At 73.1% G+C, this 17395-nt stretch carries 12 protein-coding genes; 2 read left to right on the top strand and 10 right to left on the bottom strand.

Features of this window, described 5'->3' with window-relative positions; translation table 11 throughout:
- The first annotated feature begins 13 nt into the window (after positions 1-13).
- Complete coding sequence (gene rpsT, locus ACFVTH_RS14295) at positions 14-274, top strand: 30S ribosomal protein S20 (RefSeq protein ID WP_022890158.1); 261 nt, start codon at positions 14-16, stop codon at positions 272-274.
- Positions 275-526: 252 nt separating this feature from the next.
- Here rpsT and holA read toward each other — a convergent pair whose 3' ends face one another.
- From holA to ACFVTH_RS14245, 10 genes are all read right to left on the bottom strand, one after another.
- Positions 527-1552: a DNA polymerase III subunit delta gene (gene holA, locus ACFVTH_RS14290; protein ID WP_387092167.1), complete on the bottom strand. Its 1026-nt coding sequence runs from the start codon at positions 1550-1552 to the stop codon at positions 527-529.
- Between the two features lie 314 nt (positions 1553-1866).
- Positions 1867-4311 (bottom strand): ComEC/Rec2 family competence protein, encoded by a 2445-nt coding sequence (locus ACFVTH_RS14285; RefSeq protein ID WP_387092164.1) that lies wholly within the window; start codon positions 4309-4311, stop codon positions 1867-1869.
- The gene (locus ACFVTH_RS14280) at positions 4312-4986 is read right to left on the bottom strand and encodes a ComEA family DNA-binding protein (RefSeq protein ID WP_387092161.1); all 675 of its coding nucleotides are present in this window, start codon (positions 4984-4986) and stop codon (positions 4312-4314) included. It lies immediately after the preceding gene.
- A gap of 131 nt (positions 4987-5117) precedes the next feature.
- On the bottom strand, positions 5118-6695 hold the full coding sequence (locus ACFVTH_RS14275) for a glycosyltransferase (protein ID WP_387092158.1): 1578 nt from the start codon (positions 6693-6695) through the stop codon (positions 5118-5120).
- Between the two features lie 148 nt (positions 6696-6843).
- On the bottom strand, positions 6844-9417 hold the full coding sequence (leuS, locus tag ACFVTH_RS14270) for a leucine--tRNA ligase (RefSeq protein WP_387092155.1): 2574 nt from the start codon (positions 9415-9417) through the stop codon (positions 6844-6846).
- 89 nt (positions 9418-9506) lie between these two features.
- Positions 9507-10970, bottom strand: a complete 1464-nt coding sequence (gene pabB / locus ACFVTH_RS14265) for an aminodeoxychorismate synthase component I (RefSeq protein ID WP_387092152.1) — start codon at positions 10968-10970, stop codon at positions 9507-9509.
- 136 nt (positions 10971-11106) lie between these two features.
- Complete coding sequence (gene cydC, locus ACFVTH_RS14260; RefSeq protein WP_387092149.1) at positions 11107-12828, bottom strand: thiol reductant ABC exporter subunit CydC; 1722 nt, start codon at positions 12826-12828, stop codon at positions 11107-11109.
- Positions 12821-14488, bottom strand: coding sequence for a thiol reductant ABC exporter subunit CydD (cydD, locus tag ACFVTH_RS14255; protein ID WP_387092146.1), 1668 nt, complete (start codon positions 14486-14488; stop codon positions 12821-12823). Before cydD ends, cydC begins: the two co-directional genes overlap by 8 nt.
- A gap of 10 nt (positions 14489-14498) precedes the next feature.
- A complete protein-coding gene (cydB, locus tag ACFVTH_RS14250) occupies positions 14499-15503 on the bottom strand; it encodes a cytochrome d ubiquinol oxidase subunit II (protein ID WP_387092144.1) in 1005 nt (334 codons plus the stop codon).
- A 14-nt stretch (positions 15504-15517) separates the two neighbouring features.
- Positions 15518-16930, bottom strand: coding sequence for a cytochrome ubiquinol oxidase subunit I (locus ACFVTH_RS14245; protein ID WP_387092141.1), 1413 nt, complete (start codon positions 16928-16930; stop codon positions 15518-15520).
- Positions 16931-17020: 90 nt separating this feature from the next.
- On the opposite strand from ACFVTH_RS14245, the gene ACFVTH_RS14240 reads away from it, so the two are divergent.
- Entirely contained in the window at positions 17021-17395 is a 375-nt protein-coding gene (locus ACFVTH_RS14240) for a BlaI/MecI/CopY family transcriptional regulator (protein WP_387092138.1), read from the top strand.

The raw sequence follows: 17395 nt of genomic DNA, 5'->3' as shown, positions 1-17395 counted from the left end.
AGACGAACCACACGTGGCAAACATCAAGTCGCAGATCAAGCGCATCAAGACCAACCGCAAGGCCGAAGAGCGCAACAAGGCCGTGAAGAGCGAGGTCAAGACCGTCGTCCGCGCCGCTCGCGAGGCCATCGCCTCGGGCGACAAGGAGAAGGCCACCGCCGCCGTGCGCGTCGCCGGCCGCAAGCTCGACAAGGCCGTGTCGAAGGGCGTCATCCACAAGAACCAGGCCGCGAACCGCAAGTCGGCGATCGCGAAGCAGGCCGCCGCGCTCTGAGTCGCGTCGCACTGCAGTACGGCTGAAGGCCCCGCTCCGGCGGGGCCTTCGTCGTCTCCGGGATGTCTCGGTGCAGGCCGTTCCTCGGCCGCACGCCGTCGCCCGCACCCGCCCTCCGCGCCACCTCTGCATCCCCCGCGCCAGTTGATGTGGCGCAGCGACTGTGGAAGTGGCGCAGACGGTCGACCGGACGGCGGACTCGTGGCGCAACGGTGTGGGCCGTGCGGGGGCGACGGGGCGGGGCGGGGAGGCTCAGCGGCGGCCGCGCGCGGCGATGACGCCGACGAGGCGCTCCAGGGCGAACACCGGGTCGCGCTCGGCGCCCTTGACCGCGGCGTCGGTCTGGGCGAGCGTCTCGATCGCGACGCCGAGGCCCTCGTCGGTCCACCCGACGAGATCGCGGCGGGCTCGATCGACCTGCCACGGCGCCATGCCGAGCGAGGAGGCCAGCTGGCCGCCGCTGCCGCGCGAGCCCGAGACCTTCGCCATCGTGCGGAGCTTCATCGCGAAGGCCGCGACCATGGGCACCGGGTCGGCACCGCTGTCGAGGGCGTGACGCAGGGCGATGAGCGCCTCACCATGGCGGCCCGCGATCGCCGCGTCGGCCACCGCGAAGGAGTTCGTCTCGACCCGGCCGCCGTAGTACTGCGCGACGACCGCCTCGGTGATGTCGCCGGGCGCGTCCGACAGCAGCTGGCGGCTCGCGGCGGCGAGCTCTCGCAGGTCGTCGCTGAAGGCACCGACGAGGGCCCGCAGTGCGGCAGGCGCGATCCTGCGCCCCGCCGCGCGGAACTCGGCGACGACGAAGTCCTGCTTCTCGGCGTCTTTCTTGAGTTCGGCGCAGACGACCTCGATGCCCCCGCCGCCGCCGGCGCGGATCGCGTCGAGGAGCTTCTTGCCGCGCACGCCGCTGCGGTGCCGGAGCACGAGCGTCGTGGCGTCAGCGGGCTGCTCGAGGTACTCGAGGGCGTCGAGCAGGAAGTCGTCGCTCGACTTCTCGACGCCGCTCACGCGGATGAGCCGGGGCTCGCCGAACAGCGACGGGCTCGCGAGCGTGAGGAGCTCGCCGCGGCGGTAGCCGTCGGCCTCGAGGTCGCTGACCTCGAGCGCGGGGTCTTCGGAGCGGAGGAAGTCGCGCAGCATGCCGATCGCCCGCTCGGCGAGCACGTCTTCGGCGCCCGAGACCAGCACGACCGGCGCCGGCCGCACGGCGTGCCACGCCAACTGCGGAATCGCGACCTTCGCTCGCGCTGAAGCGCCTGCTCCGCGTGCTGCCACCCGTGCCTCCCTGTTCCGTCTTCAAGTCTAGGGTCGGCCGCCGACGCCCGAGCGCCGGCCGTCACCGCCGAGACGTCTGTCGGACCACGGCCGAGTCCGCTCGAGCCTGCCTCCGGCGTTCAGCCGGCCGACGGCGAGGTGGTGCGCGACGGCCTCAGTCGCGAGCCGAGGGCCCGAGCGGGACGGCATCGAACCTGCCGTCGTGGTGCGCCAGCTCGCTCATTCGCGCCCGGGGGTTCTGCCCGTTCTCGCCGGCTCCCGGCCCGCGCCCGCTCGCGTCCTTCGTCGACGCCTTCGTCGACGACGGAGTCGGCTCACCCGCCCCGAGGGTCGCGGAGCGCCGACACGCCGGCCCCGCCGCGCTCGGTCCACACCCGCATGCCGCCCTCGGCGGGCGAGAGGGCGATCGTGCCCGACACGTCGGTGCGCAGCGGCACCGTGCCGACGCGGTCGAGCAGCTCGAGCAGCCGGCCCGTCGGGTGGCCGTACCCGTTGTCGGCGCCGACGCCGATGAGGCCCACCTCCGCATCCATCCGCTCGTAGAGGGCGTCGCGCTGGTCGGCCGAGCCATGATGCGCCACCTTCACGAGATCGACGTGCCCGAGGCCCGAGTCGGTGAGCATCCGCCGCTGCGCGTCTTCGCCCAGATCACCGAGGAACACCCCGTGATAGCTCGGCGCCATGACCTCGAGCACGACGCTCGCGTCATTGCCCGGCGGGGTGTCGGGCGCCGGCCAGAGCGTGCGCCAGCGCGTGCCGCCGAGGGTGCCGTGCGCGCCGGCCGTCACCGGAATCGCCTCGGCGCCCTCGGCGAGCAGCGGGTCGAGCGCTCGCGATGAGCGTTCGCCGTCGAGCGGTCCGTGCAGCACGGTGGACACGATGCCCTCGACCGCGGCGACACCGCCGACGTGGTCGGCGTCCCAGTGGGTGAGCACGAGCAGGTCGATGCGCTCGATGCCGAGCAGATGGAGGCACCGGGTGAGCGCGGTCGGGTCGGGCCCGGTGTCGATCAACGCGGTGGCGTCCCCGGAGCGGAGGATCACGGCATCACCCTGCCCGACGTCGCAGGCGGCGACCACCCAGTCGCCCGGTCGCAGCGCCCGCGTGACGGCCGGCCCGCCGACGACGACGCCCACCTGGACCGCGACGGCGACGATGAGGGCGCCGGCGACGAGCGACCGCGCGCGGCGTGCGAGCGGGCGCCCGAGCGCGAGCCGCAGCGCGAGCGCGGTGCACACGGCGAGCAGCAGCGCGCCCGGGGCATCCGGAAGCCAGGGCAGGCGCCCGCCCGGCATCGCCGCCGTCGTGTGCGCGATGACCGCGATCCACTGCGCAGGCAGCCACGCGAGCTGCAGGGCGGCGTACCCGAGCGAGGGCAGCACCGGCAGCAGCAGGCAGCCGATGAGGCCGGCGACGGTGCCTACCGGTGCGGCCGGCGCCGCGAGCAGGTTCGCCGGCACCCCGTAGACCGCGATCGCCGGGTCGAGCAGCACGAGCACCGGCTGGCACGCGAGCTGCGCGGCGAGCGGCACCCCGAGCACGACGGCGAGCGGCACGGGCATCACCCGTGCGAGCGCCTGCGAGAGCGGCCCGGCCAACAGCAAGAGCCCCGCGGTCGCGCACACCGACAGCGCGAATCCGTAGTCGCGGGAGTACCAGGGGTCGACGACGAGCAGCACCACCACCGCCAGCGCGAGTGCCGCGAGCCCGCCGCCGGGTCGCCCGGCCGCGACCGCGATGAGCACGACGACCGCCATCGCGGCCGCCCTGACGACGCTCGACTCGGGCGTCACCAGCACGACGAATGCGCCGAGCGCGAGCAGTGCGACGATCACGCGGAGGCCCCGTCGCAGCCCCAGGGCTGCGGCCAGCGCGAAGGCGACGGCCGTGATGATCGCGCAGTTCGCGCCCGACACCGCGGTGAGGTGGCTCAGCGAGCTCGCCTTCATCGCCGCATCGAGCGGTTCGCCCACCGCGCTCGTGTCGCCGATCGCGAGACCGGGCACGAGCGCGCCGCCGTCGCCCCCGAGTCGGGTGGCCGCGTCGGCGAAGCCGGTCCGGAGTCTCGCGCTCCACGCGAGCCACGCGGGCGGCGGGGCCACCTCGACCTCGGACTGCGCCCGCAGCCTGAACGCGGACGCCTCGACCGAGGACTCCGGCGACGCGCGGGCCGTGAAGGACACCCTCGCGCCGAGTTGGAGCGTCGACGGCACCGCATCCACGACGCCGCCGACCGGCACGGGCGAGACCGGCGCCCCGTCGACGCTCAGGAGACGGCCCTCGATGCGCATCGAAGAGCGCACCGGCGGCGGCGTCCCACTGTCGCCGCGCTGATCGGCCGACGCGGCCGGCTCCGCCCACGCCGGCATCATCGACGCCATCGCTCGCGGCGCCGCGGTGAGCTCCACGACGACGTCGACGGGCGATCGCGCCTCGGCCGCAGCCGCCAGCGGTGAGGCATCCCTGGCGGAGAGGGCGATGCCGGCCGAGGTCGCGACGAGCGCGGCCGCGACGGCGGCGATCGACGCGGTCGCGGCCGCACCGACGAGCCGCGGACGCGACGTTCGCGGGTCGAGCCCGCGACCGCCCTCCCGCCCGGACCTCCGCCCGAGCAGCGCGACGACGAGCAGCATCGCTGCGAGCGCCCAGAGCGCCGAGAGCGGCATCCAGGGCGGAATCCCGGCGTCGGGCGCGGCGACCACCGCCCACGCCGCCGCCCAGGCGGAGACGGCGGGTGCGGCCAGCCTCGCGTCGCGCATTCAGAGTGCGACCAGATCGGCGAGCCCCGAGTACACGGCGTCGCCGATGCCCGCGACGTCGAGCAGTTGTTCGGTGCTCGTGAACGGCCCGTTGGCCTCGCGCCAGTCGATGATGCGCTGGGCGAGGGCCGGCCCGATGCGCGGCAGGGTGTCGAGCTCGGCGACGTCGGCCGTGTTGAGATGCACCTTGCCGTCGGAGGGCGCGCCGACGACGGCGCCCGCGCCCGCACCCTCCGCCGGTGGCGCCCCGACGACCGGCACCACCAGCTGCTCCCCGTCGGCGACCGCGCGCGCGAGATTCACCCCGGCGGGATCGGCATCGGCGGCCAGTCCGCCGGCGGCGGCGATCGCATCGACGACCCGGGCACCGTCGTCGAGCTCGACGAGCCCCGGCTCGGCGACGGCGCCGAGGACGTGCACGAGCACCACCGACGGCGAGGCGGCGGCAGGGGTCGCCGCGTCGGCGCCGGCCGCTCCCCCGCCGCCGGAGTCCGCGAAGGAGATGCTCGGCTGGGCCCCGCCGCCCGCGCTCGTGAACGACAGCATCGCCGCGACGGCGACCGCGGCGATGAAGAGGGCGACGGCCGCACCGACACCGAGTCGCACGCGAGCCGAGGCCCGCCGCGCCGAGGGATCGAGCGCGGCGAGCGGGTCGGGCGGGTCGGGCGGCGGCATTCCCGAAATCTACGGGCGAATGCGCCCGGCGTCATCGCGCGGCGAGCTGCGTCGGAGAGTCCGCGGCACGCTCCGGCTGTCGAGGAGGAGTCACCGACGCGCCGCGTGGACCATGCCCGCGCCCGACGCGGTCAGCGCGCCCGCCGGGACCGCGGACCCGTGACCCCGAGACGGCCGACCGCCGCCCGCGCCCGCACGGCGATGCGCCGCACTCGCGGCCCGAACGGCACTCGCTGCAGCACGGCCCGGAGCCGAGGCACCCGGTGCGAGCGACGGAGCTCGCGGCGCGCCAGCGCCCACGACAGCTCGCGCGCCCACGTCGCGACCACCCTGCGCTCGTCGAACGCCCGCGCGCTCCGCCGCGCGGCACGTCGCATGGACGCGACCTTGCGCGGCGGCATCCGTTGGAGCGAGCGGATCGCGGCGGCGAGTGCCTCGACGTCGCCGCTCGGCACCAGCAGACCGTTCCTCCCGTCGCGGATGAGGTCGGCCGGGCCGTAACGGATGTCGTACGCGATCGGGATGCAGCCGGCCGCCATCGCCTCGACGAGCACGAGGGGGAAGCCCTCCGAGCGCGAGGTCAGGACGAGGAACGAGCGCTCCGCGAGGTGCCGACGCGCATCGGCAGCGAAGCCGTGGAGGCGCACGCCCGGCGTGCCGGCGGCCAGCCGTTCGAGCGGCTCACGCTCCTCGCCGTCGCCGTAGACGTCGAGCGTGAGCGGCGACGGGCGCCCCCGCGGCGTCGCTTCCCCGCGCGGCGCCGCCGCGGACGCCGCGGCGACCGCCTCGATCGCGTCCGACACCCGCTTCCGCGAAGTCAGCGAGGCGAGCACGACACCCGCTCCGACCGGCCGGAGCGCATCGCTCGCCCGCCGGCCGGGCGCGTCCGGCCCGTCGGAGGCGTCTCGTGGCGGGCGCGCGTTGGGGATGACGGCCAGGTGCTCGTGCGGCCCGGCGATCTCGGCGACCTCCGCCGCCTGACGACGCGACAGCAGCGCGACGAGATCGAAGTCGTCGAGATGCTCGAACACCTCCCGCCGTGACTCGCGCACGGGGTGCCCTCCTCCCGGTGCGGCACGGTGCGAGGCGTGCACCACGTGGGCCGTCACGACGTGCGAACGCCGATAGCCCAGCATGAAGGGGGCGATCGTCTTGCTGTCGACGATCATGAAGCTCGGGGTGGACGCCGTGAGCGCGTCGAGCCACGCGGTGTAGAGCGGCCACGCGCGGCGCCAGGAGCGCACCGGGCGCCCCGCCTCGTCGCAGAGCACCAGCGAGCGTCCGCCGGGCTCGCCGCGTCGCCGGGTGTCTCTGCGGTCGCTGAGCACGAGGCTGCCGTCATCGCGCAGGTGGTCGATCTGCAGCACCCGGCCGTCGGCGTCGCGGCGGATCCTCGCGACCACGCGGCCGCTCCGTGCCGTCGTCTCGTCGGCCTCGTGGTTGGCGAGCGGCGTGAACGCGTCGCGCTCGAGCCGCAGGCTGCCGCCGGGCAGCGGATTCGTGCGCAACCAGTCGTAGAGGTTGACGATCCCGACGCCGTCGACGATCGCGCCGCGGTCGCGCAGCCGCTGCTCGAGCTCGCGAGTGTCGGGGCGAGCATCGAAGGTGAGCACGTCGACCTCGACGCCGCCCAGTCGCGCGAACGACGACGAGCGGGCGAGCAGCGCGCCGGTCATGCCGCCGTAGTCGTCGGGGATCGACCAGGTCACCGCGAAGTGATTCCCCCGTGGCATCCGAACTCGACCAGAACCCGCGATGCCGCCCCCGAACGTCATCCTCCGACGCTATCGACGCCGCCTTGGCGGGGGCTGAACGTGGCCGGCGGCGCTGCCGCCGGCCACGTCGTCAGGGCAGCCGTCAGCCGCGCGTGGCGATGTTGACGAGGCGCGGTGCGCGCACGATCACGTTGACGACCTCGCGGTCGCCGACCGTGCGGATCACGGCCTCGGAGGCCCGCGCGAGCTGCTCGAGCTCGTCGGCCGAGATCTTCGGCGAGACCTCGAGGCGATCGCGCACCTTGCCGTCGACCTGCACGACCGCGGTGACCTGCTCCTCGATGAGGAGCGCGGGGTCGGCCTTGCGCCACGGCACGAGCGCGACCGTCGGCTCGTAGCCGAGGCGCTGCCACATGTCTTCGGCGGTGTACGGCGCGAACAGGTCGAGCACCATCGCGGTGACCTCGGCCGCCTCGCGCACCGCGGCATCGGATGCCCCGGGCCCCGAGTCGATCGCCTTGCGGGTCGCGTTCACGAGCTCCATGAGGCGCGCCACGATGACGTTGAACTTGTACGCCTCCGCGAGCCCCGGAGCATCCGCGAGCAGTCGGTGGGTGATGCGGCGCAGCGTGCGGTCACCGGTCGACCAGTCGACCTCGGGCGACGACGAGACCTCGCCGGCGATGCGCCAGGCGCGCGCGAGGAACTTCGCCGAGCCGACGGGCGAGAGGTCGGCCCAATCGATGTCGTCCTCGGGCGGGCCCGCGAAGGCGAGCGTCACGCGCAGCGCGTCGGTGCCGTGGGCGGCGAGCTCGGACGCGAACTCGACGAGGTTGCCCTTCGACTTCGACATCTTCGAGCCGTCCATGAGGACCATGCCCTGGTTCAGCAGCGAGGTGAACGGCTCGGTGAAGCCGAGGTAGCCGAGGTCGAACAGCACCTTCGTGATGAAGCGCGAGTAGAGCAGGTGCAGGATCGCGTGCTCGACGCCGCCGACGTATTGGTCGACGGGCGCCCACTTCTCGGCCTCGGCCGGGTCGAACGCCCGGCCGTCGTCGTTCGCGTTCAGGTACCGCAGGTAGTACCACGAGCTGTCGACGAAGGTGTCCATCGTGTCGGAGTCGCGCTTGGCCGCGCCGCCGCAGTTCGGGCAGGCGACGTTCACCCAGTCCTCGGCCGCGCCGAGCGGGCTCGAGCCCTTCGGCTTCAGGTCGAGTCCGGCCGCGTCGGGCAGGCGCACCGGGAGCTCGCTCTCGGGCACCGGCACCTCGCCGCAGTCGGGGCAATGGACGATCGGGATGGGCGTGCCCCAGAAGCGCTGGCGCGAGATCAGCCAGTCGCGCAGGCGGTAGTTCTTCGCGGCACGCCCGGTCCCGCGCTCGTCGAGGATCTCGATCGCACGACGGATGGCGTTCGACTTCGAGAGTCCGTCGAGCGGGCCCGAGTTGATGAGGCGGCCCTCGCCCGTCAGGGCGACGCCGGTGCCGGCCGGGTCGAGCGGCGGCAGGTCTTCAGGCAGGTACGGGACGCCGTTCTCGTCGAGCGGGATGACGGGGATGACGCCGGTGACTGGAGCGTTGGTGTCGACGACGACGCGCACGGGCAGCTCGAAGGCGCGCGCGAAGTCGAGGTCGCGCTGGTCGTGCGCGGGCACGGCCATGATCGCGCCGTGGCCGTAGTCGGCCAGCACGTAGTCGCTCGCCCAGATCGGCAGCCGCTCGCCGTTCAGCGGGTTGATCGCGTACCGCTCGAGGAAGACGCCGGTCTTCGGGCGGTCGGTCGAGAGTCGCTCGATGTCGGACTCGGCGCGCACCGAGTCGAGGTAGTCCTGGAAGCGCATGCGCACCTCGGCGGAGGCCCCGCCCGCGAGCTCGGCCGCGAGGTCGGAGTCGACCGCGACGACCATGAACGTCGCGCCGTAGAGGGTGTCGGGGCGGGTCGTGAACACCGGTACCCGGCCCTCACGGCCCTCGATCTCGAACTCGACGTCGGCACCGGCCGAGCGGCCGATCCAGTTGCGCTGCATGGAGACGACCTTCGACGGCCAGCTGCCCTCGAGCTGGTTGAGGTCGTCGAGCAGGCGGTCGGCGTAGTCGGTGACGCGGAAGTACCACTGCGTCAGCGCCTTCTTCGTGACGACGGCGCCGCAGCGCTCGCAGTGGCCGTCGACGACCTGCTCGTTCGCGAGCACGGTCTGGTCGTTGGGGCACCAGTTGACCTGGCCCGCCTTGCGGTAGGCGATGCCCTTCTCGTAGAGCTTCAGGAACAGCCACTGGTTCCACTTGTAGTACTCGGGGTCGCTCGTGTGCAGCTCGCGCGACCAGTCGAAGCTCGGCGCGTACTGGCGGAACGAGGCCTTCTGCTGCGCGATGTTCGCGTAGGTCCACTCGCGGGGATCGGCGCCGCGCTTGATCGCCGCGTTCTCGGCGGGCAGCCCGAACGAGTCCCATCCGATCGGGTGCAGCACGTCGAAGCCCTGGTGGCGCCAGTAGCGCGCGGCGATGTCGCCGAAGCCGAACGCCTCGGCGTGACCCATGTGCAGGTCGCCGGAGGGGTACGGGAACATGTCGAGCACGTACTTGCGGGGCCGCGTGTCGCCCGACGCCCCGGCGCGGAACGGCTCGAGCTCGTCCCACACGGGAAGCCACTTCGCCTGGATGGCGGCGAAGTCGTACGCGCCGGATTCGGCGTGTGCAGGGTCGTGATCGTGTGCCACGTGACTCTCAATCGTCTGTCGCTCGGCGGGCTGCGCCGCGGGGTCTGCAGGGCGCGCCGGAGCACGGCGCACTCGGGTATCCAGCCTAGTCACTCACCGGGGGTGGATGCCGCGCCGAGCACGGCGAGCAGGGCGCGGGCCTTCACGCGGGTCTCCTCGATCTCCTCCGCCGCCACCGAGAGCGCCGTGATGCCGCCGCCCGTGCCGATGCTCGCACCCGACGGGGCGAGCACGATCGAGCGGATCACCATGGCGAGATCGGCGCCGCCGTCGACGCCGAGGTAGCCGAACGCGCCCGAGTAGACGCCGCGCGGCCCCTGTTCGAGCCCGTGCAGGATCGACATCGCGCTGTGCTTGGGCGCGCCCGTCATCGACCCGGCGGGGAACGCCGCCCGCACGACGTCGAGCACCGAGAGCGGCGGTGCGATGCGCGCGTGCACCGTCGAGACGAGCTGGTGCACGTGCGCGTACTCCTCGACCTCGAGAAGCTCCTCGACGCCGACGCTGCCGAGTTCGGCGATGCGCCCGAGGTCGTTGCGCATGAGGTCGACGATCATGAGGTTCTCGGCGCGCTCCTTGTCGCTCGCGAGGAGCTCGGCACGGAGCGCGGCGTCGCGGACCGGGTCGGCGTCGCGCGGCCGGGTGCCCTTCATCGGCTTCGTGGAGACGCGCCCGGATGGCTCGACGAGCAGGAACTGCTCGGGCGAGGCGCTGAGCAGGGCGTGCTCGCCGAACCGCACGTAGCCGCCGTGGTGGCTCGGGCTCGACGCCCGGAGCGCGAGGTAGGCCTCGGCCGGGTCGGGGTGCGCGTCGACGTCGACGCGGTTCGTGAGGCACAGCTGGTAGGCGTCGCCGCGCACGATCGCCGCCTGGCAGGCGTCGATCAGCTCCGCGTAGCGGGCGGCGTCGTGGCGCCAGCGCGCCCCTGCCGGGCGACCGTCCGACGAGGTCGGGCGGTGCGGATGCCCCGTGCCCGCCCCCGCGCGGACGGCCGGCACCCGCTCGCGGAGCGCCGCCTCCTCCGCCTCGGCCCACGCCGCAGCGTCGTCCGAGTCGAGCCAGACGAGCCGCAGCTCGCGCGCGGCGTGATCGAAGACGAGCACCCGGTCGAGGAAGAGGAACGCCGCATCTGGCGTCTCCGCGTGCGCTACCGGCACCCCGTCGGCGGCCGCGCCGAGCTCGTAGCCGAACCAGCCGAACCAGCCGAGCGGACCCGGTGCGGCGACCTCGGGCTCGAGCTCGACCGCGGGCATCGCGAGCGCCTCGGCGAGCAGGTCGAAGACCGCCCCCTCCTGCACCGTGGCGACCGGGGCATCCGACGCCGGACGCACCACCTCGACGCGGCCGGTGCCGAGCGCCTCGCCCTCGCCGGCGGCGAGCACGGCGGTCACGAGCTCGCTCGCGGGGTGCGCGCGACCGAGCACGCTCATGCCGGTCGCGTCGTCGCCGCCGTCGAGCCAGACGACGTGCTCGGCGTCGGCGTAGCGGAGCCCGAACACCTCGGCTGGGTCGCGCCAGAAGGGCAGCACGCGAGACCGGATTCGACGGGGCATCCCCCAAGCCTAGGGCGCGTCCCACGCCCCCGGCCGCTCGCCGACGCGTCGTTCCGACACTGACCCGCCCAGCGACTCAGTGTCGGAGGACCGCAGGAACCGGACCCCCAGCGACCCAGGGCCTGCGGCGAACGACTCAGTCGCGGGCGCCGACCGGGTTCGACTCGTGCGCGCGTCCGCCGGCGATCGTGACGACCCGGTCGACCAGCGACGGGTCGACGGGCACGTGGGAGATCAGCACGACGGTGCGCCCGTCTCCCTCGGCCGCGCCGAGGAGGTCGCGCAGCAGCGCATCGGCTCGGTCGCGGTCGACGTTCGCGGTCGGCTCGTCGAGCACGAGCACGGGGAACCCCGCGAGCATCGCCCGGGCGAGCGCGAGTCGCTGCGCCTGCCCGCCCGAGACGAGCGAGCCCCGCTCGCCGACCCCGGCGCCGAGCCCGCCGCGCTCGAGCACCCACTCCCGCAGGCCCACCCGGTCGAGCACCTCGAGCAGCTCGTCGTCGCTCGCCGTGTCGCGCGCGAAGACGAGGTTCTGGCGCACGTCCTCGTCGAAGAGCCACGGCCGTTGCTCGACGAGGCCCACGAGACCGCGCACGTCGCGGGGGTCGAGCTCGGATGCCTCGACTCCCCCGATGCGGTACGAGCCGCTCGTCTCGAGGAACCGCACGAGCACGTGCGCGAGCGTCGACTTGCCCGCACCCGACTCGCCGCGCACGAGCACCCGCTCGCCGGGCGCCAGCTCGAGGTCGAGGCCGTCGAGCGTCGGTGCGGCGGCTCCGGGCCAGCTCGCCGTGACGCCGCGCAGCGAGATGGCCGGCGTGGGCACGGCGGTCGGCGCCGCGACCGGGCTCGCGGGCGCCATGGGGATCTCGACGGGCACCTGCCCCGGCACCGCGCCCGCGACGCGCTCGGCGCTCACCCGGCCGAGCCGCCACGCGCTGGCCGCCGGCGGGATCGCCGCGGCGACCTCGGCGATCGCGAGCGGCACAAGGCAGAGCACGGCGAAGGTCGGGCCGTCGATGCGTCCATCGGCGAGCAGGGGCTGCGCGGTGACGACGGCCGCGGCGACCGCGATGCCGCCGATCGCCGACATGATCGCCGCGGCTGCTCCCGCCGCGGAGGCGCTCGCCCGGGTGAGCCGGGCCAACCGCTCGCCGAGCGCGTCGATGCGCGCACGCCCGGCCGCCGCCGCGTCGAACGCGACGAGCATCTCGAGCGACTGCACCTGGTCGACGACCGCGGCCTGCAGCTCGCCTCGCAGCGGCGCGAGCCGCGTCTCGGCCCGGGCGGCGACCACGCGCTGCACGAGCAGCGTCGCGCCGACGCCGAGCACGAGGCATCCGAGCAGGGCGAACGCCGAACCCGGCGCGAGCAGGGCGACACCCACGACCGCGCCGAGCAGCACGACGAGCGCGCTCACGACCGGTTGCACCGCCCGCAGCGGCACGTTCTGCAGCTCGTCGACGTCGCCGACGAATCGCGACAGCAGCTCACCGCGGCGAAGCGCCGCGATGCCGTCGGGGGCGACGGGCAGCATCCGTTCGAAGATGCCGCTGCGGATCGCGGCGAGCTGGCGGAACGCGGCATCGTGACCGCTCAGCCGCTCGAGGTAGCGGAACACCGCGCGACCGAGCGCGAACGCACGCACCCCGACGATGGCGAGCGAGAGGTAGAGCACGGGCGGCTGCTCGGCGGCGCGGGCGATGAGCCACGCCGAGCAGGCGAGGAGCACGACGGCCGAACCTCCGGAGAGGATGCCGAAGAGCACCGAGGGCAGCAACCGACTGAACGGCGGGATGCTCGTGCGGAGCACCGAGCGGCCGACGGGCCCGCTGCGGGCGGTGCGAGGTTCAGACATGGGACACCGCCGGTTCGATGAGGCCGTCGGCGGCGTCGAGAAGCGCCGGACGGTGCGACGCGACGAGCACCGCGACTCCCCCGTCGGCGAGCTCGCGCAGGCCGTCGACGAGGGACGACTCGCGGCCGGCATCCTGCGCCGAGGTGGGCTCGTCGAGGAGGAGGATCGGCAGCCGGCGGGCGAGGAGCCGGTGCACCGCGCGCGCGATCGCGACCCGCTGCGCCTGCCCGCCCGACAGGCCCGCGCCGCCCGGGCCGAGCACGAGCTCGGCGGGCACATCGACTCCGGCGACGGCGAACGCCCGCCCGAGGAGCGACGGGTCGGCCGCCTCGTCGCCGAGTCGCACGTTGTCGGCGACGGTGCCGGCCAGGAGCATCGGTGTCTGGCCGGCCCAGGCGATGTGCTCGCGACCGCGGTCGCCGAGCGGACGGCCGTCCCACGAGAGCTCCCCCGCCGCGACCGGTGCGAAGCCGAGGAGCGCGGCGAAGAAGGTCGACTTTCCGCTGCCGCTCGGTCCTGTGACGGCGACGAGCGAGCTCGGCGCGACGACGGCGTCGAGCCCGTCGATCACACGACGGTCACCGCGGTCGACGGCGAGGCCCGTGACGACGAGGCCCGAGTGCGGCGGGTGCGCCGGGGCATCCTCGTGCCCGACGCCGTGCCCCAGGGGCGCGACGGTGCCCGCCACATCCGTCGCCCCCGACCCGGCTTCCGCGGCGTCGAGCAGGGCGAAGGCGTCGGCGGCGGCTGTGACCCCGGCCGCCGAGGCGTGGAACGCCGCACCGACGTTGCGCAGGGGCAGGAACACCTCGGGAGCGAGCACGAGCACGAAGAGCCCGGGCGCGAGCGACATGTCGCCCGAGACGAGCCGCAGGCCGATCGACACCGCGACGAGCGCGACCGAGAGGCTCGCGGCGAACTCGAGGGTGAACCCCGAGAGGAACGTGATGCGGAGGACCTTCATCGTGTGCCGGCGGTAGCCGTCGGTCACCTCGCGGATGCGCCGCGCCTGCCGCTCGGCGCGGCCGTAGAGGATGAGCGTCGACAGCCCGCCGACGACCTCGAGGAAGCCCCGGGACAGCGCGGAGAGGCTCTCCCACTGGCGCCGCTGCACCGCCTCGGTCGCCATGCCGATGAGCGCCATGAACACGGGGATGAGCGGGAGCACGATCACGAGCACGAGCCCCGAGAGCGGATCGGCGATCCACGCCGCCGCGATGCACGCGGGGGTCGCGACCACCGTGAGCACGAACTGCGGGAGGTAGCGCCCGAAGTAGTCGTCGAGTGCATCGAGGCCGGGCCCGAGCAGCGTGGCGATGCGCGCCGACGAGAACCCCGCGACGCCGCCGGGCCGGCGCTCGAGGGCCGCGAGCAGCTCCGCGCGCAGCTCGCGCTTGACGCGCTGGGCGCCCGTCGACCCGACGAGCTCCCAGGCCCAGCTCGCGAGCGCCCGCACGCACGCGGCGACCACGAGCACGGCGAGGGCCGGCCACGCCTGCGTCATCGGCTGGCCCTCGATGAGGCCGACCACGAGGGTCGCGATCGACCACGCCACCGCGATGATCGCCGCCGCCTGCACCACGGCCAGCGCACCGCCCGCGACGAGGAAGCCGCGGGCGGCGCGCGAGCGGCGCACCAGTCTGGGATCGAGGGGTTTCACGCCGGCCGGCTCAGTGGGTCGAGGCTTCGATCGCCGAGCGGCTCACGCGCTTGCGGAAGACCCAGTAGGTCCACCCCTGGTACGCGAGGATGAGCGGCAGGAAGATCAGCGCCACCCAGCTCATGAACGTGAGCGTGTACGTCGTCGACGAGGCGTTCTCGATCGTGAGGCTGTTCGCCGGGTCGTTCGACGCGGGCATCACCTCGGGGAAGAGCGCGGCGAACAGTGCGAACACCGCTGCCGCGATCGTCGCGGCCATGAGCGTGAACGCGACCCCCTCCGCGCCCCGCAGGTTCGCGAGCCAGCCGCCGATGAGGGCGACCGCGGCGACCGCGGCGAGGATCCAGAACCAGAGGGTGCCGAACGCGAGGCCCGTCCACAGCAGGAACGTCGCGGCGACGACGATCGTGACGACGCCCGAGCGCACCGCGAGGCGGCGTGCCCGCTCGCGCAGCTCGCCCTCGGTCTTCAGCGACACGAAGACGACGCCGTGCGTGAAGAACAGGAGGAGCGTGGTCAGGCCGCCGAGGAGCGCGTACGGGTTCAGCAGGTCGAACAGCGTGCCCGTGTAGTTGTGGTCGGCGTCGAGCGGCACGCCCTGCACGATGTTCGCGAAGGCCACGCCCCAGAGCAGCGCGGGCACCGCGGAGCCGATGACGATCATGAGGTCGAATCGGCCCTTCCACTGCGACTCGGGGCGCTGGTGGCGGTACTCGAACGAGACGCCGCGCACGATGAGCGCGAGCAGGATGAGCAGGAGCGCGAGGTAGAAGCCCGAGAAGAGCGTCGCGTACCACTCGGGGAAGGCCGCGAAGAGCGAGGCCCCCGCGACGATCACCCAGGTCTCGTTGAGGTCCCAGACGGGGCCGATGGTGTTGATGAGCACACGTCGATCGGTGTCGTCCTTGCCGAGGAACGGCAGTGACATGCCGACGCCGAAGTCGAAGCCGTCGAGTACGAAGTAGCCGACGAAGAGGAACGCGACGATCCAGAACCAGAGCGTGGGGAGATCCACTTGTCCTCCTCCTTTCAGTAGACCGTCGTGGCGGGTTCGATGCGGCCCGACTCGGGGTCGGGTTCGCCGAGCTCGGGCGGGCCCTTCCTGATGGCCCGCAGCAGCAGGCGCACCTCGACCACCGCGAGCGCGCCGTAGACGAGCGTGAACGCGATCAGCGAGATGAGCACGTCGAGTCCGGTGACGTTCGGCGACACGGCCGACTCGGTCGGCAGCAGGCTGAACACGATCCAGGGCTGGCGACCCATCTCGGTGAAGACCCAGCCGACGCTCATGGCGGCGAGCGAGAGCGGGAAGCTCCAGATCGCGACCTTCCAGATCCAGCGCTGCTTCGGCATCCGGCCCTTGCGGGTGACCCAGAGGCCGACGACCGCGATGAGGACGTGGAGCATGCCGAGGCCGATCATCCAGCGGAACGCCCAGTAGGTGACCCAGATGATGGGCGCGTAGTCGCCGGGACCGTAGAGCTCGGTGTACTGCGCCTGGAGGTCGTTGATGCCCTCGACGCAGCCGTCGAACGAATGCGTCGACAGCAGCGAGAGCAGGTACGGGACGCGCACCGAGAAGAGCTCGCTCGAGCCGTCGGGCGTGCCCAGCGTGAAGAGCGAGAACGAGGCGTCGGCCCCGCAGACGGTGTCGTACGTCGCCTCCGCCGCGGCCATCTTCATCGGCTGCGTGGCCACCATGGCGAGGCTGAGCTGATCGCCGAAGATCGTCGTGAGGATGCCGGCGCCGACCATCGTCCAGAGTCCGAACTTCAGCGCGGGGCGCATCGTGTCGAGGTGCTGGTTGCGCGACAGGTGCCAGGCGGCGGCCGAGATGATGAGGCCGGCGGTCACCATGAAGCTCGCGGCGATCGTGTGCGGGAAGGCGGCGAGGGCCACCGGGTTCGTGAGCAGCGCTCCGATGTCGACGAGCTCGGCGCGCCCCTTCTCGGCGTTCATCTCGTAGCCGACCGGGTTCTGCATGAACGCGTTCGCCGCGAGGATGAAGTACGCCGACACGATCGTGCCGATCGCGGTGCACCAGATCGTCGCGAGGTGGATGCCTCTCGGGAGCTTGTCCCAGCCGAAGATCCAGAGGCCGATGAACGTCGCCTCGAAGAAGAAGGCGAGCAGGCCCTCGAGCGCGAGCGGCGCCCCGAACACGTCACCGACGAAGCGCGAGTACTCCGACCAGTTCATGCCGAACTGGAACTCCTGGACGATGCCGGTCACGACGCCCATGGCGAAGTTGATCAGGAAGAGGTTGCCGAAGAACCGCGTGATCTTCAGGTACTCGACCTTGTCGGTGCGGAACCAGGCCGTCTGGAAGACCGCGACCGTGGTCGCGAGTCCGATCGTGATCGGGACGAACAGGAAGTGGTAGACGGTCGTCAGACCGAATTGCCATCGAGCGAGCAGCAGCGGGTCGAGCAACTCATTCACACGGATGCCTCTTTCACACGGGAAGAACGCCGAAGCGACGTTCTTCTACGAAGCGTAGAACAAATGCGCGATCGACGGTAGTCTGGAGGCATGGCGAGTCTCGGAGATCTCGAGCGCTCCGTGATGGAGGTGCTCTGGTCGAGCGACGCCGCGCTCTCGGCCAACGAACTGCGCGACGCGCTCGCGATGCGCGACGGCGAGGGCGGGCACGTCCCGGCCACGACCACCGTGCTCACCGTGCTCTCGCGCCTCGAGCGCAAGGGCTTCGTGAGCCGCACGCGCGAGCACCGCCCCCACCGCTACCAGGCACTCCTCTCGCGCGAGGAGCACACCGCAGAGCTCATGCACGAGGTGCTCGACCGCTCGAGCGACCGCGACGCCGCACTGGCCCGATTCGTGGGCACCGTGAGCGACGGCGAGGCGGCGACGCTCCGGCGCCTCCTCGACGAGCTCGTCAAACGCTGA

This window comes from Agromyces sp. NPDC058104 (genome assembly GCF_042884835.1).
Taxonomy (GTDB): domain Bacteria; phylum Actinomycetota; class Actinomycetes; order Actinomycetales; family Microbacteriaceae; genus Agromyces.
Note: the sequence above shows the minus strand (reverse complement) of the source record. Positions and strands in the feature narration are given on the sequence as shown.

Excerpts from the sequence above, each read along its gene's own strand:
- ACFVTH_RS14285 (WP_387092164.1), bottom strand. The coding sequence starts at position 4,311 with ATGCGCGACGCGAGGCTGGCCGCACCCGCCGTCTCCGCCTGGGCGGCG.
- ACFVTH_RS14280 (WP_387092161.1), bottom strand. The coding sequence starts at position 4,986 with ATGCCGCCGCCCGACCCGCCCGACCCGCTCGCCGCGCTCGATCCCTCG.
- pabB (WP_387092152.1), bottom strand. The coding sequence starts at position 10,970 with ATGCCCCGTCGAATCCGGTCTCGCGTGCTGCCCTTCTGGCGCGACCCA.
- cydC (WP_387092149.1), bottom strand. The coding sequence starts at position 12,828 with ATGTCTGAACCTCGCACCGCCCGCAGCGGGCCCGTCGGCCGCTCGGTG.
- ACFVTH_RS14240 (WP_387092138.1), top strand. The coding sequence starts at position 17,021 with ATGGCGAGTCTCGGAGATCTCGAGCGCTCCGTGATGGAGGTGCTCTGG.